Origin of the sequence: Flavivirga abyssicola, from assembly GCF_030540775.2 — a bacterium.
Lineage (GTDB): Bacteria > Bacteroidota > Bacteroidia > Flavobacteriales > Flavobacteriaceae > Flavivirga > Flavivirga abyssicola.
The window spans coordinates 1,719,564-1,744,091 of sequence record NZ_CP141266.1 but is presented as its reverse complement, the minus strand read 5'-3'; the positions used below and the strand labels follow the sequence as shown (position 1 = coordinate 1,744,091).

The window sequence follows — 24,528 nt, the reverse complement described above, 5'->3', positions numbered from 1 at the left end:
TTTTATTTACCAATATTGATGTGTACATATGTTCTAATCTCCCATTCATTTCCATCATCAAATCCAACAGGGCTTATTGGTGGTATAGCCGGAAACGTATTTGCTGGAACAGCTGTAGGCGAATATCTTGGCGAATTTTCATTTAAGGAACGCCAAGTACCACGGATACCAATCTTAGTATCCGGAAGGATAAACCAATCAGGCTTACCTATGGATGTAGAAATATCAATCATATTTTGAATTGGGAATGTCAAGTTGAAATCACGATGGTAATCGAAAGGACCCCAGTCATTAACCTTGAAACCATATTCTACCTTCCACTTTTTGTATATCATTTTGATGTCCCCTCCAAAGCGTTCTATGGTTCTGTCACTATCACCATTAGCCTGAGCGTTACCTCCATAAAAATTTCCAATAATGCCCAATTCTGGGCTTGCTTTAGAAACAACACGAGAACTTAATTCCCAGAGGTCTTGTGCTGGCGCAGCCTGTGGAAAAGCAAAAAATGTACGATTTGCTAAAAACCCAATATGCGCATCTTGTGATGTTGGCTGATGTCTAAATACAAAACCTAAGTTAAAAGCAAATTTTGCATCTTCCGCTCGATCATTGTCCCACTCATAAAACCAGGATCCAGGTGTTGGATCGAAGGTTAAGAGTAATTCTCCTGCTGTGGTTTCTCTATTACCTCTTACAGCGAATGGGTCGTCTATAAAGTTTCTTAATCTTCCTGGTGCGGTTACATCATTAGGCATTGGATCTACTAGAGGTTTTTGCCAAAGGAAGTTTGGTGCTATTTGCCAATCTCCAATGCTGTATGTGAAACCAGAAAGTATATTGGTTTGGTTACCACTTCCAGAATCTTTAAGTTTCCAACCTGTAAATGTTCTTGTAGCATCTGCGCCTCCATTGGCAACCAATCCCATATATGCCGCTTGCGCATAGAAATTAAACCGTCCTTTTTCATAGGTTATTTTGGCTTTTCCACCCCAGTTATCATCTGAGTTTATTTTATCTTGATATACTACATAGCTCCCTGGACCACCTGTTACATCTTGAAATGTACTACCGTTAAGAGGACTTCCTCCCCAGATACCTCCTAATGAAATACCAAAGGCTCCAAAGTCTCTTTCTAAAACTACGGTAGCACGTTCTGTGGGCCAAGGTGGAATAACACCACTTTGTACCTGATTAGCATTTAAAAATCGTAGTCCATTGTCATCAAATTCTAGGCTAGTGTCTAAATCTCTATGATAAATACCAGTAATATCCCAATGCTTAAAATGAGTTCTGTATTTTAATAATACCGTTGGATTTGCTCCCCACCATAATTGTGGTCCAAAAGCGGCTTTAAGGCCTTTTAAAGACCCTTTTCCATCAATCTCCATTCCCAGAATCTCACCATTGTAAATATCTAAGTTTGGTCCGTAGTTAGCTTCTGGATATAACCCAAAGAAATCGCCTTCGTACCCCCAATGGTAGTGGCCGGTTCTGTAAAACCCTCTTACATCTGCCACTTTAGAGTTCCATTCAAACTTAGCATTGTACACCCTCACTCTGTTGTTATCTGTAATAATAACTTCTTCGCCGTTTGTATTGGTAACTTTAATTGGCCTACCTACGTTCTCGTAAAATATCTCATTAATAGGGTTTTGTGCTACATTACCAAGAATATTGAAGTTAACTTCAGCTCTCATGTTTGAGGTTGGATTCCCTTCAACACCAACATAATAAGATTGCATGTGGTCAAAACCAAGCTGATTAGGAAATGCTTCTTCATCTGGATTTGCAGTCTCTGGGGTTGTTAATAAAGTACCTCCTGTACTGAATGTGGTAAATTCCGCACGTAAATTGCTTAATCTTATTTTTCCTGCACTGTTCGCTCCTAGCGCAGCTTTATCACCTCTGGCTCTAAGTACCGCATCCATTAGCTCTATATTGTTGAAATAATTATCAACAAAGTCTGAAGTGACATCTTTAGCATAAGGATCTAAACTGTGTGCTTCCTTTAAAGCGTAATATGCTGCACGTGGATATAAGTCGTATAAACCTCTTTCGTTAGTTGGTCCTTTTGCACAAATTCCAAACCATTCCTCATTCATATTGTTTTGTCCTGGCTCTAAATCGAGGTAATAGCCTCCATTGGCCCAGGATGCGTTAGTGTCATGAATATCTAGGTTTTTTGTTTGCCCGAACTTCCACCAGCCATCACTAAATTGAAATGTAAAACCTCCTATGGAATTTCCTGCTTTTCCTAAGCCGGCAGCATTTTGGTAGATTTCCTTCCAGTTTTCTACCATAAAAAAGGCTTGCATCTTTTGGTCCTCTTTATTTGTAATGGCATTAAAGGCATCAGAACCAAACTCTGTAAACATGATAGGCTTATTCAATTCGTTTTTAACGCGTTCAAAAGCATCTCCAAACGATTTACCACGATACATATTTACGCCATAAATATCCACGTCTTTACATTCTTCTGCTACGATATCAGCAAACAATAAATCTCCGTTACAAATGGCCACTGGATGTGAAGCATCAATTGCCTTCATTTTAAGCACGGCATCATTCATTAATTTATACATAGGTCTTCCCCGCTTTTCACCTACTTCTCTTTTTTTATCTTCTTCATCTGGAAAATCTTCGGTCTCGGCTCCAGCCCAAAACAGTCCGTAATTATTTTCATTTCCTAATAAGAAAAGGAGTAACCCTGGAGTATTTTTGTATGTTTCAGCCATCTGAGAAACTTCAGACATGAGTAGCTTCTGTGTTGCAGGGTCTCTATAATCGGTCACAGCTACCCAAGCACCGTTGATTGTTAACCCATATCTACCAAATGAATGATTAAGCATGGTATAAATACCATAGTTTTCATAGATATATTGAATCCATTTAGGCTGAACACCTGTGTATTGTCTTATTACATTAACCCCCATGTTTTTTAATAGGCCCATTTCGGCATCTAATGCTGCTTTAATAACAGCATCGGATTGCTTCCACAAACTATAGGAGTAATTAGTACCAATTGGAAAGTAATCCCAATTCATACCATTAATCATGAAATCTTTTCCGTTGACAACTAATTTCATGCCTTCATCATTACTTACAACGGATACTTTATCTGACTGTGCAAATGCAGTTACCGTAAATAAGAAGAATACTAATCTTAGAAAATTGTTTTTCATAGTTTCGTTTAAATTATTTGAGTTAGTCATTTTTTATTCAGAGACATTTACTGGGAGATTTTGTAAATGAACTGAAAGGGACTTTCTAGCTTTTTAAAATTACTCTATTTAATTGCGAGCTTGTCAAAAAACACCTCTACAAAAAACATACATGATAAAAAAAACATCGTTTTTTTATTAAAACCTCAGTATTTATTAGGTTTTTTTAAGAAATTCTTTCTAGAAAATAAATCATAAAAAGTAAGAAAAAACCCCAATGTTGTGGTGTTGTATAGGTGAAAAAGGTGCGTGTTGTGTTTTTAAATTTCTAGAATATAGTCTGTTAAGCTAGATTCATGTTGCAGATTCATCTTTTTTCGTAATCTATATCGTTTTACTTCAACGCTTCTTGGCGAAATATTGAGTAACGGAGCGATTTCTTTTGAGGATAAGTTTAACCTAAGATATGTGCATAATCTTAAATCGTTAGAAGTAAGCGAAGGGTGCTCCTGTTTGATCTTTTTTAGAAAATCTTTATCTGCATTATTAAATGCTTCTTCAAAAACATGCCAATCATCTGTATTATTTAAATTTCTGTCAATTATTTTAATAACATGTTTTACATTTTTAACGTCATTAACATTTTGTAATTCCTTTTTTAAACTATTCAAGAACTCATTCTTTTTAATTAGGCTCATTGTTGAAATACCCAGTTCACGATTTTTGTTGTCTATATCTTGTCTTAATTTTTCATTGTTAAAACTCATGAGTTGTTGCCTATTTGCAAGCTCCTTTAATTCTAGTTCTCGTTTGGTTTTTTGTAGTAATGCTTCTCTTTGTTTTCTGTAATAACGTTTGTAAATATGGTGCATCATTAATGAAAACAATAAAACAAAAATAACATATGCTGCTATCATGATATTAGAAAGATACCATGGTCTTTCTATATTGAAACGATAGGAAGCTACATTTTTAGTAAGGGCATTACCTACCTTTGCTCTTACATTAAATGTATAATCGCCAAAAGGTAAATTTTCGAATAATGTCTTAGGTTTGGAGGACCAATTACTCCAGTTTGGGTACATCCCTTCTAACTGATATTGATACTCTGTATCGAGATATTTATCAAATTCTGCAACACTAAAGGAGAACTCTATATTGTTGTCCTTATTTTTAAAATTTCCATTAATATTTTTATTTACGGTTTCCCAAGTATTGGAGATGCTGTGTTTGGTGATTGAATTAATTGAAATCTCATAAGGCATATTAGATATTTTGTCTAGGTCTAAAACAACAAAACCTGTTGAGGTTCCTATTAAATACTTCTGGTTATATAGAAAGGATATGTTTTCGTAACCTGTTAAACCTCGCGGCAATGATTTGGAAAAAGGGATCCTGTTAACCTTTAGGGCATTACTTAATTTGCTTGGAGAGATATAATTAAGATTACTTCTAGAAAAGCTCCATAAAGTATTAGTTTCTTTGTTAAATTCTAGCCTCCCTGAAGTATAATCTTCTTTTGAGAAAAGTGTACTTAAAACAGTGTCTTTTAAAAATTTATTAATTTCTGTATGATACTCTAAAACACCTTCTTTATAAATGTATAATAGTTTATTATTGTATTTAGTAATGCTGGAGTTTAGTTCTTTTCCAAGATCTGGATCTTTTATAATGCTTAGAGCTTTTGTGAAATTTTTGTCTACATCAATTTTAAAAACACCTTTATATTCGTGGCTTACAAAAATTTGATTATTGTAAAGCTCAAAGAATTTACTTGATAGGTCAAAACCGTCTATCTTATTTCTAAACACCCATTTGTTATTAATTTTCTGAAGGATGTATAAACCGTCATAATTACCTTGTAATAGTAAATCTGTTTTGTTAATTGATTTTATGTCCCAAGTACCTTGTTGTATACCTTTAATTTTTTCAGCTATGTTGTTATTTATAACAGAGGTTCCTGTGTCGTGCCCACAAAACAATGTATTATCTATTATAGTTAAACTCCAAACAGCTTCTTGAACCCCTTCAACCCCTTTGAAATTTTCTTGTGTCTCCAAAGGCTTATAAAATAATCCCTGATTGGTTCCTAAATATAAATTACCGTTAAAAACGGAAGTCGTATATATAGTTCCTATTTTCCCTTTTTCATCGGGATAAATTCTAAATGGAGACTTAATGTTTATACAATTAATGCCATTTTCTAAGGCTAACCAGATATTGTTTTCTACGTCTTCAAAAACCCCATGCACGGTATTATTACTTAGTCCATGAAATGTGTTTATATTATAATCAATGCTACCGTCTGGAGTTAGATGTAAAATACCATTAGATCTGGTTCCTAATATAAAACTATTGTCTTTTAACTGAATGCTACGGAATACACTAACCTCTGATAGTTTTTTGTTTGCAGAGATATCCCATTTAGAAAGGATTCCATTATTTAGGATATAAAAACCATTATTTTCTGTTTCTATTAAAAGTTTATCGTCTTTAATAAAAACATTTACTAGTCTATTTTCTTTAAGGATTATGTGATTTGAAACTAATTTTGATTCGCCATTTTCGATTTTGTATATACCATCTTTGGTTTTCTGGTAATAAATAGTTTCATCAACTTTAAATATTTTGTAGATAATAGTTTCAGAATCTATAATACTATAGGAAGTATCGGTTTTGTTATAAATATAGATTCTTTTTAAAGATTGAAATAATATATAATCGTCTATACTTATAATATTCCAGAATTCTTCGTCTTCTAAAAAATCTATCTTTAATTTTTTTGATAATGAAGTATAGTATAATAGTCCAAATTCATTTCGTTGCCAATATCCAAATTCTCTATTACTGCCTGTATATATTAAATTTTCTATAACATTAACGGATCTTATTATGGTTTCGTTAGGCGATAGATATAATTGCCAATTTGCCCCATTAAATTCAAGGAGCCCTTTATTATTAGCTACGTAAATGTAATTTTCTTTAGATTGAGAAATGGACCAATTTTGAGTTTCGGCACCATAATCTTTTGGTGAAAAAATTTCAATAGGAGGGTGTTCTTGTGAGTGTAGAAAACTACATACCCAAAGAGGGATACTGAAAAACAAAAAACCGAGTCGTCTCAAAAAATGCCATTTGTTGTATTGCTAAGATACTAAAAATAACACTTGTAAGAGTTATTGTATGGTTTTTGTATGGGTGGGCAAAATGTTTTTTAACAAGAAACCCGCTACAGGAGCGGGTTTCTTATTTTAAAAAAAGAAAGACATTTATTTCATGCGCTTTATTCTACCACCTAGTACTCTACTTTCATCGACGCGTTCTGGGTTTCCATAGATAAAGATATCTCCTCCTGCTCTTATCTTAGCGTTTACTAAGGTTTTTGCACGAACATATGCTTTCCCTGCAATTCTTATAGAAACATCGGTAAATTCTGTTTTAAGATCTTCACCATCATAAATACCTCCTGTGTAAATGGATATATCCTGGTGTTTTGCAGTTCCTGTAGTTTCAATAGTAGCGCCTGTAACCGATCTAATGTTAGCATATTTTACATCCAAATTTACTACTATTTTTCCGCCTTCTTGTGCGTTCAAATCTATTTCAAATTGTTCGATAGTCTCTTTAGAAGACACTTTTGCACCTTCATTAACATCAATAACATCTATTGCCGTATAGTATAGTTGTACTTTTGTTTTATTACCGTCGAATGCTTCTTCGAGTTTCATTTTAATTTTTAGTGTTCCGTTTTTATTATTTACAAGAACATCTTTATTGTTTTTTCCTGTAATAACGATTCTATCACTATCAGATTTAATGAGTTCAAGGTCTATTAAATCATATACTTTTAGATGTGTAAATTCTCCAATTGACTTTTCTATTGGTTTTTGCGCTACTGCTATTGTAGAAACTAAAATTGTTAATATTACTACTAGACGTTTCATGTATGAATTTTTAAGTTTTTTGATTTAAACGTAAAGTTATCAATAATTATTCCTTTTTTAAAAAATAAAAGAATTTTTGAAACGAACTACTCTAGAGGCAGAGAGTTGTTTCGCTCGTTTCATTTTTTCCTTCGAAGGCAAAAGTCAAGGTTCTTTTCGATTAAATAATTTTTACTGCAGTATCTATTGAATGCCCCATGAGCTTGCTCCGAGGTATTTTATTATTAGTTTAAAGGTTATAATAATTGTTACAAAAGAATGTATTTAATTATTCTGCTTCGTTTTTACCTACTAAATTAAAATCAAGATGTTTTTTAACTAAATCTGTGTTTTTAACTTTAACAATAACCTCATCTCCAAGTTGATACATTATTTTGGTGTTTCTGCCAACCATGGCGTACTGGTCTTGGTCAAATGCGTAATGATCGTCTTTCATATCTCGAACACTTACCATGCCTTCACATTTATTAGAGATAATTTCTACATAAATTCCCCAATCGGTCACACCAGAAATAACACCTACAAATTCATCATCCTTATGGTCTTGCATAAATTTAATTTGCATGTATTTTATAGAATCCCGTTCTGCTTTAGTAGCGAGGTTTTCCATTGCACTCGAATGGTTACATTTATCTTCGTAGGTTTCTTCGCTTACAGATTTACCACCATCTAAATAATGCTGTAATAAACGGTGTGCCATCACATCTGGATACCTACGGATTGGCGATGTAAAATGGCTGTAATAATCGAATGCCAAACCGTAATGCCCAACGTTGTGTGTGGTATATTCAGCTTTGCTCATACTTCGTATTGCTAAAGTATCAACAAGGTTTTGTTCCTTTTTACCATTAATTTCTTTGAGCAAATTATTAAGTGATGCTGATGTTGTTTTTCGATCTTTAAAATTAAGTTTGTAACCAAATTTAGATACTATACCCTGCAAATTGGCTAATTTACTGTCGTCTGGCTCGTCGTGTACACGATAGACAAACGTTTTTTTAGGGTCTTTTTTTCCAATAAATTCTGATACTTTTCGGTTTGCCAATAACATAAACTCTTCTATAAGTTTATTGGCATCTTTACTGGTTTTAAAAAATACACCTACTGGGTTACTTTGTTGGTCTAAGTTGAATTTAACTTCTACTTTATCAAAAGAAATAGCGCCAGAACTCATACGTTTTTGACGCATAGTTTTTGCCAGTTTGTCCATTTTTAAAATAGCTTGTGCTATTTCTTTAGGGGTTTGATATTCTTTTCCCGTAAGTGATACTTCTTTTGGTATGGTATTGTTAATTTCGTTAATGTTGTGGATTCCTGCTTTGGCAGGAACGGCAAGTCCTATATTATTTTCTATAATAGCTTGTGCTTCTTCATAAGCATAACGGGCATCACTGTAAGTTACTGTACGACCAAACCATTCGTTTTTAATTTCGCATTTGTCATTCATTTGAAATACTGCAGAAAAAGTGTATTTCTCTTCATGTGGGCGTAATGAACATGCTTTGTTCGATAATACTTCGGGAAGCATAGGCACAACCCTGTCTACTAAATAAACAGAGGTAGCACGTTCATAAGCTTCATCATCTAAAACAGTGCCTTCTTGTAAATAGTGAGATACATCTGCAATATGAATACCTATTTCATACAATCCATTATCTAAGATTTCAAAAGATAGTGCATCATCAAAATCTTTTGCATCTTTAGGATCAATTGTAAAGGTTAAGTCTTTACGCATGTCTCTACGTTTAGAGATTTCTTCGGCAGTAATAGAGGTATCTAATTTATTAGCAAAAGCTTCTACTTCTTCCGGAAATTCATGTGGTAATCCGTATTCTGCTAAAATGGAATGGATTTCTGTATTATGATCTCCGGGTTTACCAAGTACTTGAATTACTTTTCCGTAAGGGGAGTCGGCGTTTTCTGGCCAATCTTCAAGTTTTACCAATACTTTGTCGCCATCTTCGGCTTTAAAGGTTTTGTTAATTGGCACAAAAATATCTTTATACATTTTTGTACTATCGGCAATTACAAAAGCATAGTTGCTATGGATCTGAATTACGCCAACATACTCACTTTTATCGCGTTTTATAATATTGGTTATCTCGCCTTCAAATTTCCCTCTTTTTCTACGTTTATATACATAGAACTCTACTTCATCGCCATTTAATGCTTTATTAATATTATTGGATGCTATAAAAATATCGTCATCAAACGCATCACAGATAACATAGCCAGACCCTTTGGCAGATAAATCTAAAATACCTGTATGGTACTCTGTATTAATAACTGCTTTAAATTTTCCTCGATCTACCTGTATAATCTCTTGTTTGGCAGCAAGTTTGGCTAAGGTCTTTATAATTTGATTTCTGCTACTGGCATCGTTAACACCAAGTTTTGCAGCAATTTGTTTATAGTTGAATGATTGGTTTCTATCTTTTTTTAAAATACTTAGAATGGTATTTGTTAGGTTGGAAATTCCTTTTTTCGATTTCCTTTTTTTCTTTCTTGTCATTTATAATTTAATTCATAATCGTTCCCATAAAGTAATAGGAGTTAGTTGTTTTAAACTTAATTGAGTGGTGAAGATTTGCATTAAGTTTTGTGCAAAGTTACATTTAAAATATTTAACCGTATTTTTTCTACGTTATGCAATAAAAAAGAAAAGGTTTCTAGAGCGTTAAAATAGTGTGCTTTTCTCTTAATTACAAGTTCCATTTATGAGATTCCTGCCTTACTGAAACAAGTTCAGCATAAATCGCAGGAATGAAAAGAGCCAAAAACACCTGAGAAGCGGTGTTGTTTGGCTCTAGCTATCAACACTTAGTATTTTATTGGCCTTAACGCATTGGTCAATATTTTCAATAATCATAATTTCTGTAATCAGTTCCCTGTTGTTATAATATGTTTGTGGAAGTTTCTCAAAGAACGCATCGAAATGCTTCTTCTCTAGAATATCGATTTCTATATCGTGGTTTTTGCACAGGTGCATAATGGTGATAATCTTTAGCCCCGTTATACAATGTTTTACAACGCTATCTGATAAGCCAGAGCTGTTCAACAATGAAATAAGCGTGACTATAACAGCATAGGGCGGCATTACAAAAGTATCTGGTAATAAATCGGCTACTGTTTTTTCCATAACAATAATGTTACTTTTTTATTGGTTAATAAAATTTAAAGTTTAGTTGCCTTAAGGATGAGGTAAAGACCTCACCATAGCCTATGATGTATGGAAACAAAAAGGGCGTGGAACTCAACTTACCTGAATTGGGGTACTGGTATACCTTGCAAAGATAAGAGAGCCCACGCCCGGGTACGTGAGCAAATCTACTTATCATCTCTTTGCAAAAATTACCAGTTTTCAATTCAGAGACTCTAAGCGACAGCTTCAAATATTTTCTATACGAAGAATCGCAAATATATATTATTTGACACAAATATATTAAAAAAAATAACACAACCATATATGTATGTGCAAATCCTTAATAAAAGCACGTGATTGCTTATATATTATACTTAAGAATGCGTTTTGAAATCATAATATCATATTTAGATTATCATATAATTGAAAGAGTGATTGAATTAAGGGCAAAATCAAAGCCATATGTAGGTCAAGTAGCTTTAGCTCACAAAATTGGAGTATCTGAAGGTTACATGGGTAAAATTGAGAACCCTAAAGATCATGCCAAATATAATATTCGGATGTTAGGTAGAGTAGCAATAGCTCTTGGGTTAAAATCCTATAGAGATTTATTTCCAGACAAAGTTTATGAAAATGATTTAGTACGAGTTGTTTATGAAGAATCTAAATCATATTCAAGTAAACATAAACTTGATAAAAATGGTAAGATACTTAGGAGATATAGTCCCATATCTATTACACCGTTAAATGAAGATGAAATTGAACAATGGAAAGAAGGCGAATTAAAATATATGACTGTTATAGAAAAATAGCAGAAAAACCGCTATGAAATCTACATCATGAGCAGTGAAACAGAAAAGGATAATTTTAAAATCTTATTCGGAAAAAACTTAAAAAGAATTAGAGACTCTAAAAGTTTAATTTTTAGACAATTAGCTACTCGTTGCAATATAGATTATAGTGATATTAGTAAAATTGAAAAAGGGAAAAGAAATATCCAATTATCTTCATTGCTGGAATTGTCTAAAGGCTTAAATGTACACCCTAAAGAATTATTCAGTTTTGAGGTTGAGTTTGATTATGATATGGAATAATCAGGTTAATCTACATGTGTTTGGAAATTATTGATATGTAACGCCCAAGGACGTGAGCATCTTACTTATCTTCTCGTTCCTGTAAAATTACCAGTTTTCTAGCGCGAGATTCAAAGCGAATGCTTCATATATTTTATTTGAAGAATCGCAAAATTACATAATTGATGACAATATAGCTTAGTTTATTCATTACAAATTTGTATCGAATAAACTAAGCTATTTTTTCAAATTTTACAATATGAGAAAGTACGGTGAAATAGAATTACATCTTTTAAATATTCAAATAGGATGTGTTCTAAGGCTGGCAAGATTGAAGAAAGGCCTATCTCAGCATAATCTTTCTTTAATGTTAGGCTCAAACCCAACTATGGTGGGAAGAGTTGAAAGATTTGAAAACATTAGTGGTTGGGATAAGATATATTTTATAAGCCAACAATTAGATGTTGATTTTAGTAGCTTATTCATTTTAAAAAGTAAAGATGATTTATTATCTATAGTAGAAGAATCTTTAAAGCTCGAAAGTAAGCTTACTCAAGACAAAAGAGACTATTATACTTTTTTGAAAACAACGATCTCGAACAAATATGATTTGCTAAAGAAAAAGAGCTAAATTATCATACTAAACTTCGAAGAGCGATGTTGATTATTGATCTATTCAGTTGTTTGATTATGACCCCGCTCCCGCCAGTTTGCAACTGGTGGCACGAAACAAATAACCATATTACTTATTTTTTTCTTACTCCTACCTATTAGTCTTTACCGCCACTAGTTTTTAAACTAGCGGTAGTGGAGGTGTAGTTTTTTAATCAGTTTTTTCAAATCCACTTCCAATTCCGTCTGGAAAATCTTGAGATATTCCAAGTTTATTATTATCATAAGAATTAATCATTCCTGACAAAATAATTCCTTGAGGTTGCTGAAAGTTACCAGAATAAGTTATAAATGTTTCCAATTCATTTGTCAAATTTGATTCTTTTTGTATTAACTGATAAGTTCCATTTGATATTTCAGTTCCATTTTCTAAAATAGAATAACTGTAGTTTCTATTTAAAATCAAATAAAGAGTTACTCCTAACGATTCTGGTGTTTCGTGAATGTGAAATGCAATTCCACCGTCAGTATTTGTCCAATTCCATTTCCCAATAATATTGGAATTGTCAATTTCTGTTTTATCGTCAGAACTACAAGAAATTATCCCTAAAGTCAGAATGAAAAGATAAATCAGTTTTTTCATAATTCTATTTTTTAATAGATGCTTAAATTCGAATTAGGTTGCGTTAAATTACGCACAATGGTTTCCTGTGAATAATTGCGATTTTGTGAGATTGATTTTCAGTATGAAAATCAGCCGATGAAATCGGGGGATAACAAGCAATTGCTTATAGCATTTTTGTGTGTAGTGTTTTTTATTTCAGCTTATCTGGGCTTTTACCGAGCTTTTTTGTTTCAGAATTCACTCTTCTTTCCAGTTTTTTTAATATCTTCTTCAGGTGGTAGTTCTTCAGGTTTGATTCCCCTTTTTAGCAATATACCTCTAACTCCACGGTTATTTGTTATATGTTCAGCTGAAATTTGTCTTTCAGTTTTTAATCCTTTGTCTTTTGTGTTAAAAACAGTAATTTCTGTTGCAAAATCTTTTGCTTTTATAGTAATTGTTGGTAAAAAATCAGCTAATGCACGACCTTTAGGGACACCTAATTTATTTTTCATTTGTTGGGTAGTTTTTCCAAATAATGCTTGGTCTCCTTTGCTTCTAATTATTCCAAAATTTCTATCATTTCCTGTTTGCTCATAAATAAGTTCAGACAATTCTTTTTCAGAAAGAGTAAGTTTTTGCCGAGCCTGTAATCTTTCCCAATCTTTAATTCGCTTTTCAATTACTTCTAGTTTTCTAGTTTGAACAGCAAAATAATTCTGTGCAAATGCAATTTGTTCTTTTCTTGGGTCACCATTTTGAGCAATTAAATAACAAGCGTATCTTGTAAGCATTATATCATCAATCTCTCGTTCGCTACCTGAACCAAGTTTAACCATTTTGTTGACGTTAACAAAATGGTTTAAAACATTATTCCCAGTTGCTTCGCAGGAAGTTTTTGCTTTTATTATAACTTTTTGGAAATTTCTCCATTCAGAATATCCTAAAAGATGTTGAATATCTCTAGCAAACCAAAATTCTATTCCGTTTTCGGTTGTTTGAGAGTGATCTTCAAAATTATTTGAAAGCGATTTAATTATTTCTGATTTCATATCGTGAAAATACGAATTTTTATCATATTTTAGAGATCATTTTATCTTCGTTGATAACATCAATAAAATTGAAATGAACAATGCAATAACAGAGGAAATCCAGAAATTATATGCAGGCAAGGATATATCAAAAATCCTTAGTATGATTTCCATTAATGTTTGGAATCGTATTGCATTTGCAAGAAGCAGGAAAGGATTTAAGATATATGAAACAACTATTACTCAAGATATTCTTCATCATCTAGCCTTGGCTTCAGATATTTCAAATCACGGTATGAAATTATTTGAAGCTAAATCAGAAAAAGCAAACGGTAATGACATTGAATGTTATATAAAAGTGAATGGAGGATTTTTATTTTTTCCAATTCAGGCAAAACTTATGTATTCTGGTAGCTCCTGCACAGATATCACACCGACGAGATAACATTGATCAAATAGACCGATTAGTGGACTATGCTCATGGTAAGAAGGGGTACCCTCTTTACTTTCTGTATAATAGTTTAACCTCTCAAAAGGCAATAGAAAAAATAACAAATAATACTTCTTACAACCCCGAAATGTATGGGGTTTCATTTACTAGTGCTATTTATATCAAGAGAGAATTCCAAAAAAAACTAAAGAATAGTAAAGGCGAATCGATATGGCATATACCTTCTTTCCATGACCTTCATCCTGAATTCGCAAAACCATTTCAATACTTTTCTAGTTCATATCAGAACAAGTTATTTACTGATGAAATAATAGATATGTTTTTTCAATTTCCATCGGTAGATTATGACTTAGCTACATTTAGTGAGGATGAGCTGTTGAATGATGATGATTGGGTGGACTTAACCCCTAATAATAATAATTTAAAAAGCGAACCTATTAAAGATATAGCAGAAAATGCGAACCTTATATATACTAAGAAGTCAGCTCCTATAGAACAATCCAAGACCCAAAATTCGAAAAATAGGTTTAATCCTAGGTTTAGATTGATACTTTCTAACAATGACACAACTCTTAGAGAGGAATAGCTTACTCTCATATATCATTAAAAATCACATAATATAAACTTCTTGTCATTACTTCGTAAAAAGAGTATTTATTCCTACGCTCCCGCCAGTTTGCAACTGGTGGCACGAAACAAATAACCATATTACTTATTTTTTTCTTACTCCTACCTATTAGTCTTTACCGCCACTAGTTTTTAAACTAGCGTTAGCGGGGAATTATTTAGTTTTGAGGTTGAGTTTGATTATGATATGGAATAATCAGGTTAATCTACACGCGTTTGGAAATTATTGATATGTAACCGCATTGTTTTTAGAATACTTAACATGTTGTTAAGAAGGCTTTTTATGAAGTAATCGGGTAAGTTTAATAGATAAATCTGTTAAGATAATTTTAGAATTACCATTACGTTCAATATGGTAAATAGCGTCTTGAAGCTCATCGCTAATATCTAAAACATTATTACCATGTACAAAAGGCGCAAAATTTTCTAACTTAAATTTTGGAGTTTTAGGTTCTAAAAAAACCAGGTCTGTAGCATTATAATTTAGCAGTAATGCCTGTCTAAAAAAATCTAAGCAAAAATGTAAAAACTGCTTTTGTGTTTCCCTTCCTGTTTTGGCTATGTCTTCGCTCCAAGAAATAAGATCGTGTATGGCTGCTTTATTCCCTTTGGCTTTAAAGGCACTTCTAATCCAGAAAATAAACCATTCTTCAAATTGTAAATCTTCAGAATCCTGATAAACTAAATCACAGGCTTTATTGTAATTTCCATTGGATTGATGTGCAATTTTGGTTGCAACAGACATGTCTAAGCCATAATTTTTAACTAAAGCTTCTTTTATTACATCTTCTGCCAATGGCGGAAAATGTAAAATTTGACAACGAGACCTAATCGTATTAATTATTTGCTCTTCATCTTCTGCAATAAGAATAAAAATGGTTTTATTTGGAGGCTCTTCTATAAGTTTTAAAAGTTTGTTGGCACAAGCCGTATTCATCTTTTCTGCCATCCATATAAGCATGACTTTATAACCACCTTCGTAAGATTTTAAAGTTAGAGATTTTACAATTTTGTGGGCTTCGTCTACACCTATTTGTCCTTGCTTATTGTCTACACCAAGCAATTTATACCAATCAAACAGGTTTCCGTAAGGTTGTTCTTTTAATAACTGACGCCACTCTTCTAGATAAATACTGGAAACCGGATGACTTTTTGCCTTGTCGCTGGTAGTTACCGGAAAAGCAAAATGTAAATCGGGATGCGATAAATTTTTAAACTTTAAATTACAAGCGTCGTTTCCTGTTGTGTTTTTTCCACCAGTATTCGAACATAAAATATACTGGGCATAAGCCAATGCCATTGGTAGTGTGCCACTACCTTCATTTCCAACAAATAATTGGGCATGCGGAATTCTACCATTATCAACACTTTGTGTTAAATGATTTTTAATATGATCCTGACCTAAAACATCCTCAAAAAGCATAAAACAAACCTACACATTTTTTATTAGATGTTAAAGCACAGAAACGATAAGTAAAGTGAATAGTCTTATCTATTTTTATAAATGATTTTTTGTGACAAGAATACTTTTCTGTATTTAACATAATGTTGTAATAAACACAAAATAAATCGACTTATTTTTATATATTCAATGAAGTGCTTTAAACTTAGATTATAAAAATGACTCAAAACGCTATTCTTTTTATTCCTGATATTTCTGGATTTACAGAATTTGTGCATCATACAGATATTAGTCATAGCAGGCACATAGTTTCCGAGCTATTAGAATTGTTGATTGACACGAATACAATGGGCTTGGAGTTGGCTGAAATTGAAGGTGATGCCTTATTTATGTATAAACTTGATAGTCAGGTTGATGTTTCAGCTCTTGAAAAGCAAATTGAAGCTATGTATTTAGCGTTTCATGCGCATATTAAACGGTACGAATACCAACGTATTTGTCATTGTGGCGCCTGTTCTTCTGCGTATAATTTAAAAATCAAGTTTGTTGTTCACTATGGCGAAATTGAATTTATAGAAGTTAAAGACTCTAAAAAACCATATGGAAGCCATGTGATACAAATCCATCGTCTGCTTAAAAATGACGTGCCATTAAAAGAATATGCCATTTTTACTGAAAGTGTTCGCCCTGTAAATGAAAAGAATAAGCTAATTGCAGCGTATGATTTTGGTTCTATAACTTTTACTTACAATCCGTTATCGCATTTAAAAGAGAAACTTCCGGAAATTGAACCCATTCCCAATAATGTTCCTAAGCATAAATTATTTGATGAAACTCAATTGGTAAAAATCCCTGCTTTAGAACTTTATGAAGTGATTAGTAATTTTGATTATAGACTGCTTTGGACAAAGGGTGTTAATAAACTAGAATATGAGAAAAATAAAGTGAATCGTGCGGGTCAAAAACATAAATGTTTAGTAAATAAAAACGAGCAAATAGAGCAAACTACCGTTAAGAAAACAGTAAACAAAAACCAATTAGTCTATGGTGAATCTACAACCAATGTACCATTTACCAAGCGTATGAATAACTATTTTATTCTGGAGGAAACAGAAGAGGGTTATACAAAGCTTCGAGTTGAAGTTTTTGCAGATTTTAAACCTTTCGGAATTTTTATGAAATGGCTTATGAAAAAAAATATAAAGAAAATTATTCTGGAAAATATTAAAGAGCTTACTCACCTCATAGACTCTGGCTTTTCAACAAAAAAGTAAAGGATACCTATTATTTTTTAACGAAGAGTAGACAAAAAAGAAACGATTTATATGTGCTATTTCAAAGTTAAATAGGTATAATAAATCAATTTATTAATAATCTTCGCAAGCTATATCGTTTTCGTGAAAAAACAGGTTTTATAGCTGTTTTTAATTAGTTACATTTGTGTGTTAAATAGTTGAAAAGCATAAAATAAACATGAATGAAATGTTTATGTTCGGTACTTAAATAGACTTGACGTAAATATGACATTCGATAATAAAAAATAATAAAATACGAACCAATGAAAACGCTTAACGATTTTAATTTTGAAAACAAAAAAGCACTAATTCGCGTAGATTTTAATGTGCCTTTAAATGAAAACTTTGAAGTAACAGATGCTACAAGAATTGTATCTGCTAAACCAACTATTGTTAAAATTTTAGAAGACGGCGGAAGCTGTATTTTAATGTCTCATTTAGGACGTCCAAAAGGGTTTCAAGATGCCTTTTCATTAGGTCATATTGCAGAAAAAGTTGAAGACATTTTAGGTGTAGAAGTAAAGTTTGTGAAAGATTGTGTTGGAGCTGAGGTTGAAGCTGCTGCTGCTAGTTTAGAACCTGGACAGATTTTACTATTAGAAAACCTACGTTTTTATAAAGAAGAAACAGCCGGAGATAAAGACTTTGCAGAGAAACTGTCTAAATTAGGAGACATATATGTAAATGATGCTTTTGGTACAGCCCATAGAGCTCATGCATCTACAACTATTGTTGCAGAGTTTTTTCCAGAGCATAAATGTTTTGGAAGCCTATTAGCACAAGAAATAGAAAGTATTGAAAAAGTTATGAAAACTGGAGAAAAACCAGTTTTAGCAATACTAGGAGGTGCTAAAGTATCCTCTAAAATCACGATTATAGAGAATATTTTAGATAAAGTAGACCATTTAATTATTGGAGGTGGTATGTCGTTTACCTTTGTTAAAGCACAAGGAGGAAAAATAGGTAACTCTATTTGCGAAGATGATAAAATGCCATTGGCTTTAGAGATCTTGAAACAAGCAAAAGAGAAAAATGTACAGGTACACATTCCTGTAGATGTGATTGCTGCCGATGATTTTAGTAACGATGCCAATACACAAACTTTAGACATAGACAATATTCCTGACGGTTGGGAAGGTGTTGATGCGGGGCCAAAATCGAGAGCACAATTTCATGATATTGTAATGCAATCTAAAACCATACTATGGAATGGTCCATTAGGCGTTTTTGAAATGGAAAGCTTTGCCGGAGGAACAATAGAATTAGGAAATTCTATTGCAGAGGCTACTAAAAATGGTGCATTTTCTTTAGTTGGAGGAGGTGACTCTGTTGCTGCTGTAAAACAATTTGGATTCGAAAACAAAGTAAGTTATGTTAGCACTGGTGGTGGTGCCATGCTTGAAAGCTTAGAAGGTAAAACATTACCAGGAATAGCTGCCATTTTAGAATAATATTCAATTAAGCTTTCAGATTAGCTTAAAAAATACGATTTTAGCCATAGTATCGTTCAATAATTACCTGAATAGATTTTATGGCTTTTCGTTTTTTTATAGTTATTATACTCCTAAATATTGGAACTTGTTTTGCTCAAGTTAAAGATTCTGTTTCCTCACAAAAAGAGCAAATTAAAGACTCTTTGATTGATGGGAAATCGCGCACTATTAACCCCATTAAAGTAATTGTAGATAGTACTTCAATAAAAGCACTTGAAGACCATGAGCTTGCCGCAAAATTTGATGAAAAATGGTTTGAAGAGTTGTATAATAACACATTGTTCGATACCATATATAAATCTGTTACAGAATTAACTTTTGATGAAGTTGATTACCCAGAACTACATACCGATACACTTAAGGCACGCTTAAAAGAATTGGATGCCAGAACACCTTTTAATGTAGCATATAATCCTGCATTAGAAAGTGTTATTAAATCATATTTAAAACATAGAAGAAAGTCCATTCAAAAACTAATTACATTGAGTGCTTTTTACTTCCCTATGTTTGAGCGGGAAATGGATAATCATGATATCCCTCTAGAAATAAAGTATTTGGCCATTGTAGAATCTGCTCTTAAACCCAGAGCCAAATCTAGAGTTGGTGCCACAGGATTATGGCAATTTATGTTTAGTACAGGAAAAATGTATGAGTTAGATGTAAGTAGTTATGTCGATGAGCGTAGCGATCCTATAAAATCGACAGAAGCAGCAGCAAAATATTTATCAAAACTTTATGAGATTTTTGGTGATTGGGATTTAGCTTTAGCGGCATATAATTCGGGACCTGGAAATGTTACCAAAGCAATTAGGCGCTCTGGGGGTTATCAGAATTATTGGAATATAAGACATAATTTACCTCGCGAAACAGCAGGATACTTACCTGCATTTTTAGCCAATATGTATATTTTTGAATATGCAAAAGAACACGGATTTAAACAACCTAAACCAGAAGTAGCCTATTTTGAAACAGATACCATTAGAGTAAAACATATGATTACTTTAGATCAGGTGTCCGAAGTTACTGGCACGCCTATTGAAGAACTTCAATTTTTAAATCCATCATATAAATTGGATATCATTCCAATTATTAAAGGAGAAAATTATGTTTTAAGGCTACCTATTGATGTTATAGGTGATTTTGTAAATAATGAAGAAAAAATTTATGCGTTTGCCAAGGCCGAATTTGATGCACGAGAAAAACCATTACCTCAGTTTTTCAATGCGACCGATAGAGTACGATATAAAGTAAGGTCTGGTGATTATTTAGGGAAAATCTCCAGAAGATATGGTGTTAGGGTTAGTGATATTAAAAAATGGAATGGCTTAAGAAGTAATAATTTAAAAATAGGACAGCGCTTAACTATTTATCCGAGGAAACCATACGTTGCTCCACCAATAGCAGTAAAAAAACCAGTAAAAGTTACACCTATTTCTGGCGATGTAATAACCTATGTTGTAGAAGATGGCGATTCATTATGGACGATCTCACAAAAATTTCCTGGGGTTTCTGTCCAAAACATTAAAGATTGGAACGGTATTAGCAGTAATAAATTAAAACCAGGAATGAAACTTAAGATATCAAAAGGTTAATTCCAATAAAAATGAAAGCCATCATGAAATGAGCCATAATAAATAAGTTGACACCAACCGAAATGATTATTGGCGAATTACATCTGACCTATAAAAACAATAAAAATTTAAACAGATGAAACATATTCTTTTTTTTGCATCGCTATTATTCTTTTTTTCTTGTGGAGATAAAAAATCTTCGAATGAAAAATTTCTTTTAGATTCTTCGGGGAGCATAAACAATGTTTCTGTAGTTGTCGATAATGAGCTATGGAATGGTAATATTGGGGAAACAATAAGAACAGTGCTAACCAAACCAATTTATGGTTTACCACAAGATGAACCCACATTTACTATTAGTCAAATACCACCAGCTGTTTTTTCTGGTTTTGTAACTAAAAACAGAACCGTTTTAAAAATAGAAATGAATAAAGATGCTGGTCTTAAGGTTTTAAAGGATGTATATGCCAAACCCCAAAAGGTTATAGTGGTTTCTGGTAAAACCAAACAAGAGGTTATTGATTTGATTACTCAAAATGAAGTGAAGATAATAACAACTTTTAGGAACGAAGAGATAGCCGAAAGACAGCGTCAAATGAGTAAATCGCCACACAAGTTTACTTCAGTTAAAGAAAAATTGGGATTAACAATTCAATTTCCGTCTATTTATAATGTTGCTAAAGAAGCTGATAATTTCTTCTGGTTTAGAAAAGACATTACAACAGGGCATTCGCATTTAATGATTTATGAATTACCTTTTGATGCTTTAAAAAGGGATGATAGTACAGCAATACAGATCATAAAAATTAGAGACTCTATAGGTAAGGCTTATTTTAAAGGTCGATTAGATGAAACTCTAGGTACTGATGGAAATCCCATTAGTTCTTTTATGGTAACAGAAGACGCTTATGCACCTTTTCATGGTGAAACAATTTTAGATAATAAACCTGCATTCGAAACCAAAGGCCTTTGGGAGTTAACCAATGATTTTATGGGAGGGCCATTCATTAATTATACGATTGAAGATAAAGTAAACAAACGGTGGATAGGTATTGAAGGATTTATATTTTCACCGTCGGTTGAGAAGCGAAACTATATGCTAGAACTTGAAGCTATTATTAAATCTGTTAAAATGGATTAGGTTATAGGTTAACAAATAAGTTTTTAAATAAAAAAAGACCTGAATGTACAGGTCTTTTTTATTTGTCTAAAAAGTAAAATGATTACTCTTTTTTATCTTCTTTTTTGTCTTCTCCGTCTTCTTTACTAGCATCTTTAAACTCTTTAATACCGCTACCTAATCCACGCATTAATTCTGGTATTTTTTTTCCACCAAATAATAACAAAACAGCAAGCACTATTAGTGCTATTTGCCAAGGTCCAATCGCTAATGGTAACATATATAAGCTCATAATAATAGTTTTATGATGCAAAGTTAATAATTAATGTTTAATAATATCGTTTTAAGCGTAACTTTAGTATGAAAACAAATAATCTTTAATCGTTATCCGAATTAAAATTATTGGATAATAGTTTGAAGTTTGGTTGTAACTATAATTTGTAAAAGTTTTATAGTTAGTTCCTTGTTTTTGATGCTAGTACCGTCTGAATAATTCTGATTTATGGAAAATAATATTAGTTTGCATTTCTGTTTGTCAGTTAATTAAAACCAAGCCGTTGTTTTTGGTTCTAAAAGCAAAACGGTCTTATATCTTTAGTCGGACAATTAATGAATAATTTTATTTAATTTTGTTCTAAATGGAAGAAAATAAGAAACCAAAGAAGATAAAACGAAAATTATTAGATAAGTACCGATTGGTTATACTTAATGAGAATACGTTCGAAGAACGCTTGTCGTTTAAGTTAACACGGTTAAATGTTTTTGTTTTAGGCTCTATAATAGCCGTTTTTTTAATAACATTTACTTATTTATTGATTGCTTATACACCCCTTAGAGAATACATTCCGGGGTATTCATCGACAGCTTTAAAAAAGCAAGCCACAGAATTAAATTATAAAACAGATTCTTTACAGCGAGTTATAGCTATGAATGAGTTGTATTATACCTCTATTAAAAAAGTATTAAAAGGCGATGTAAGTGCAAGTGATTTTAATAAAGATTCAATTATCGAGGCCGTTAGAACAGAAGCTAGTGAAGTTGATTTTGCGCCTATATTAGAAGATTCAATTTTAAGAGAGAAAGTAGATAAAGAGGACAAGTACAATTTGTTTGAATCGGCCACATCCGGAACTAACTTTGTATTATTTCCACCAGCCAATGGAACTATAAGTGAACCCTATAATTTAGAAGAAAAACATTATGCTGTAGATATAGTGTTAGCAAAGGATACGCCTATAAAAGCAACTGCTGATGGGATTGTAATTTTTGCTGAATGGACAGTTAGTACGGGATATGTTATAATCGTAGAACATAGTTATGGGCTAATTTCTGTTTATAAACATAATGCAGCACTAACAAAAATACAAGGAGATTTGGTTAAAGCAGGAGAAGTTATTGCCACTGCAGGAAATACAGGAGAATTGTCAACAGGACCACACTTACATTTTGAATTGTGGAATGATGGCTACCCAATTAATCCAACAAATTTTATAGATTTTAAATAATAGATGATATCATTAAAATCAGCTCTTGCAAAACCATTTGCAAAGCGTATTTATAAAAGTATTCAAAAGTGGGCTAATAACCCTGTTGAAGCCCAAGAAAAAGTGTTTCAAAGTTTAATATCTAAAGCTACTAGTACTGCGTTTGGTAAAGATCATGATTTTATAAGTATAAATTCTCATGAAGATTTCGTAAAAAGAGTCCCCATTCGAGATTATGAAGCGCTTAAACCCTATGTAGAAAAAGTAGTAGCAGGAGAAGAAGATATTCTTTGGAAAGGGAAACCTGTTTATTTTGCAAAAACATCAGGAACCACTTCGGGGTCTAAATACATTCCCATTACTAAAGAAAGTATGCCTGCTCATGTTGAAGCAGCCCGAAATGCTATTTTAATGTATATTCATGAAACAGGGAATAGTAAGTTTGTAGATGGAAAAATGATTTTCCTTCAAGGAAGCCCCATTCTGAATGAACAAAACGGAATACAATTGGGTAGACTTTCTGGAATTGTAGCACATTATGTTCCTAAATATCTTCAAAAAAACAGACTCCCATCTTGGGAAACAAATTGTATTGAAGATTGGGAAACAAAAGTAGATGCTATTGTTGAAGAAACATTGCCAGAGAATATGACTATTATTTCTGGAATTCCTTCATGGGTGCAAATGTATTTTGAAAAACTTCAACAAAAAACAGGCAAAAAAGTTGGTGATATTTTTAAAAACTTCAACCTATTTATTTTTGGAGGTGTTAATTATGAGCCCTATAGAGCTAAGTTTGAAAATTTAATAGGAAGAAGCGTTGATAGCATAGAATTATATCCAGCAAGTGAAGGTTTTTTTGCATTTCAAGATACCCAAAAAGAAAAAGGGATGCTACTTCAACTGAATTCTGGAATTTTTTATGAGTTTATTAGAGCAGATGAATTCTTTGATGAAAACCCTAAAAGAATTACCATTAAAGATGTTGAAATTGGCGTTAACTATGTGATGATTATTTCTACTAATGCTGGCCTTTGGGCGTATAATATTGGGGATACCATTGAGTTTACTTCAACAAAACCATATAGGGTGATCGTTTCAGGACGTATAAAACATTTTATTTCAGCTTTTGGCGAACACGTCATAGGTAAAGAAGTGGAACAAGCGATGCAGGAAGCACTTATAAATTCAAGCATCAGTGTATCAGAATTTACGGTAGCCCCTCAAATAAATCCGGAAGAGGGTTTGCCATATCATGAATGGTTCATAGAGTTTGAAAATGAACCTAAAGACCTTTCAGATTTAGCTAGGAAAATAGATGAATCACTTCAAAAGCAAAACTCATATTATTTTGATTTAATAGATGGTAAAGTGTTGCAACCTCTTAAAATAACTAAGGTTGTAAAAGGAGGCTTTCAAGATTATATGAAATCCATTGGAAAATTAGGCGGACAAAATAAGTTACCAAGGTTGTCAAACGATAGAAAAATAGTTGAAAGATTTTCTGATAAGAATTAA

The 24,528-nt window shown here is 32.5% G+C and carries 19 protein-coding genes and 1 pseudogene; 11 read left to right on the top strand and 9 right to left on the bottom strand.

The genetic code is table 11. From position 1 onward, the window contains the following. Positions 1 to 2 precede the first annotated feature (2 nt). The 5 genes from Q4Q34_RS07285 to Q4Q34_RS07265 all read right to left on the bottom strand — a co-directional run bounded on the left by Q4Q34_RS07285 (position 3) and on the right by Q4Q34_RS07265 (position 10,244). Complete coding sequence (locus tag Q4Q34_RS07285) at positions 3 to 3,182, bottom strand: glycoside hydrolase family 2 TIM barrel-domain containing protein (protein ID WP_303316602.1); 3,180 nt, start codon at positions 3,180 to 3,182, stop codon at positions 3 to 5. A gap of 299 nt (positions 3,183 to 3,481) precedes the next feature. Next, positions 3,482 to 6,286: a helix-turn-helix and ligand-binding sensor domain-containing protein gene (locus tag Q4Q34_RS07280; protein ID WP_303316601.1), complete on the bottom strand. Its 2,805-nt coding sequence runs from the start codon at positions 6,284 to 6,286 to the stop codon at positions 3,482 to 3,484. Between the two features lie 144 nt (positions 6,287 to 6,430). Then, complete coding sequence (locus tag Q4Q34_RS07275; RefSeq protein ID WP_303316600.1) at positions 6,431 to 7,105, bottom strand: head GIN domain-containing protein; 675 nt, start codon at positions 7,103 to 7,105, stop codon at positions 6,431 to 6,433. A gap of 268 nt (positions 7,106 to 7,373) precedes the next feature. Then, positions 7,374 to 9,617 (bottom strand): ribonuclease R family protein, encoded by a 2,244-nt coding sequence (locus Q4Q34_RS07270; RefSeq protein WP_303316599.1) that lies wholly within the window; start codon positions 9,615 to 9,617, stop codon positions 7,374 to 7,376. A gap of 294 nt (positions 9,618 to 9,911) precedes the next feature. After that, positions 9,912 to 10,244: a hypothetical protein gene (locus Q4Q34_RS07265; protein WP_303316598.1), complete on the bottom strand. Its 333-nt coding sequence runs from the start codon at positions 10,242 to 10,244 to the stop codon at positions 9,912 to 9,914. A 356-nt stretch (positions 10,245 to 10,600) separates the two neighbouring features. Here Q4Q34_RS07265 and Q4Q34_RS07260 point away from each other — a divergent pair, with 356 nt between their 5' ends. From Q4Q34_RS07260 to Q4Q34_RS07250, 3 genes are all read left to right on the top strand, one after another. Further along, entirely contained in the window at positions 10,601 to 11,059 is a 459-nt protein-coding gene (locus Q4Q34_RS07260; protein WP_303316597.1) for a helix-turn-helix domain-containing protein, read from the top strand. A gap of 27 nt (positions 11,060 to 11,086) precedes the next feature. Beyond that, positions 11,087 to 11,341: a helix-turn-helix domain-containing protein gene (locus tag Q4Q34_RS07255; RefSeq protein ID WP_303316596.1), complete on the top strand. Its 255-nt coding sequence runs from the start codon at positions 11,087 to 11,089 to the stop codon at positions 11,339 to 11,341. 238 nt (positions 11,342 to 11,579) lie between these two features. After that, entirely contained in the window at positions 11,580 to 11,951 is a 372-nt protein-coding gene (locus tag Q4Q34_RS07250) for a helix-turn-helix domain-containing protein (protein WP_303316595.1), read from the top strand. A gap of 192 nt (positions 11,952 to 12,143) precedes the next feature. Here Q4Q34_RS07250 and Q4Q34_RS07245 read toward each other — a convergent pair whose 3' ends face one another. Further along, on the bottom strand, positions 12,144 to 12,575 hold the full coding sequence (locus Q4Q34_RS07245) for a hypothetical protein (protein WP_303316594.1): 432 nt from the start codon (positions 12,573 to 12,575) through the stop codon (positions 12,144 to 12,146). A 172-nt stretch (positions 12,576 to 12,747) separates the two neighbouring features. After that, positions 12,748 to 13,588, bottom strand: a pseudogene (gene dinD, locus Q4Q34_RS07240) (DNA damage-inducible protein D). A gap of 73 nt (positions 13,589 to 13,661) precedes the next feature. Here dinD and Q4Q34_RS07235 point away from each other — a divergent pair. Next, positions 13,662 to 14,012 (top strand): hypothetical protein, encoded by a 351-nt coding sequence (locus Q4Q34_RS07235; RefSeq protein ID WP_303316592.1) that lies wholly within the window; start codon positions 13,662 to 13,664, stop codon positions 14,010 to 14,012. 22 nt (positions 14,013 to 14,034) lie between these two features. After that, on the top strand, positions 14,035 to 14,604 hold the full coding sequence (locus Q4Q34_RS07230) for a hypothetical protein (protein ID WP_303316591.1): 570 nt from the start codon (positions 14,035 to 14,037) through the stop codon (positions 14,602 to 14,604). A 309-nt stretch (positions 14,605 to 14,913) separates the two neighbouring features. Here Q4Q34_RS07230 and Q4Q34_RS07225 read toward each other — a convergent pair whose 3' ends face one another. Further along, positions 14,914 to 16,068, bottom strand: coding sequence for a DNA polymerase III subunit (locus tag Q4Q34_RS07225; RefSeq protein ID WP_303316590.1), 1,155 nt, complete (start codon positions 16,066 to 16,068; stop codon positions 14,914 to 14,916). Positions 16,069 to 16,265: 197 nt separating this feature from the next. On the opposite strand from Q4Q34_RS07225, the gene Q4Q34_RS07220 reads away from it, so the two are divergent. The 4 genes from Q4Q34_RS07220 to Q4Q34_RS07205 all read left to right on the top strand — a co-directional run bounded on the left by Q4Q34_RS07220 (position 16,266) and on the right by Q4Q34_RS07205 (position 21,547). After that, positions 16,266 to 17,321 (top strand): DUF2652 domain-containing protein, encoded by a 1,056-nt coding sequence (locus Q4Q34_RS07220; protein WP_303316589.1) that lies wholly within the window; start codon positions 16,266 to 16,268, stop codon positions 17,319 to 17,321. Between the two features lie 284 nt (positions 17,322 to 17,605). Beyond that, positions 17,606 to 18,793, top strand: coding sequence for a phosphoglycerate kinase (locus Q4Q34_RS07215; RefSeq protein ID WP_303316588.1), 1,188 nt, complete (start codon positions 17,606 to 17,608; stop codon positions 18,791 to 18,793). Positions 18,794 to 18,873: 80 nt separating this feature from the next. Next, a complete protein-coding gene (locus tag Q4Q34_RS07210; RefSeq protein ID WP_303316587.1) occupies positions 18,874 to 20,427 on the top strand; it encodes a LysM peptidoglycan-binding domain-containing protein in 1,554 nt (517 codons plus the stop codon). Between the two features lie 115 nt (positions 20,428 to 20,542). Further along, positions 20,543 to 21,547 (top strand): DUF4837 family protein, encoded by a 1,005-nt coding sequence (locus Q4Q34_RS07205; RefSeq protein WP_303316586.1) that lies wholly within the window; start codon positions 20,543 to 20,545, stop codon positions 21,545 to 21,547. A gap of 82 nt (positions 21,548 to 21,629) precedes the next feature. Here the strand turns inward: Q4Q34_RS07205 and tatA are convergent, their stop codons facing one another. Further along, entirely contained in the window at positions 21,630 to 21,818 is a 189-nt protein-coding gene (gene tatA, locus Q4Q34_RS07200; RefSeq protein ID WP_303316585.1) for a twin-arginine translocase TatA/TatE family subunit, read from the bottom strand. A 346-nt stretch (positions 21,819 to 22,164) separates the two neighbouring features. Here tatA and Q4Q34_RS07195 point away from each other — a divergent pair, with 346 nt between their 5' ends. Together Q4Q34_RS07195 and Q4Q34_RS07190 are read left to right on the top strand one after the other, a co-directional pair. Beyond that, on the top strand, positions 22,165 to 23,031 hold the full coding sequence (locus tag Q4Q34_RS07195; RefSeq protein ID WP_303316584.1) for a M23 family metallopeptidase: 867 nt from the start codon (positions 22,165 to 22,167) through the stop codon (positions 23,029 to 23,031). Between the two features lie 3 nt (positions 23,032 to 23,034). After that, complete coding sequence (locus Q4Q34_RS07190) at positions 23,035 to 24,528, top strand: GH3 auxin-responsive promoter family protein (protein WP_303316583.1); 1,494 nt, start codon at positions 23,035 to 23,037, stop codon at positions 24,526 to 24,528.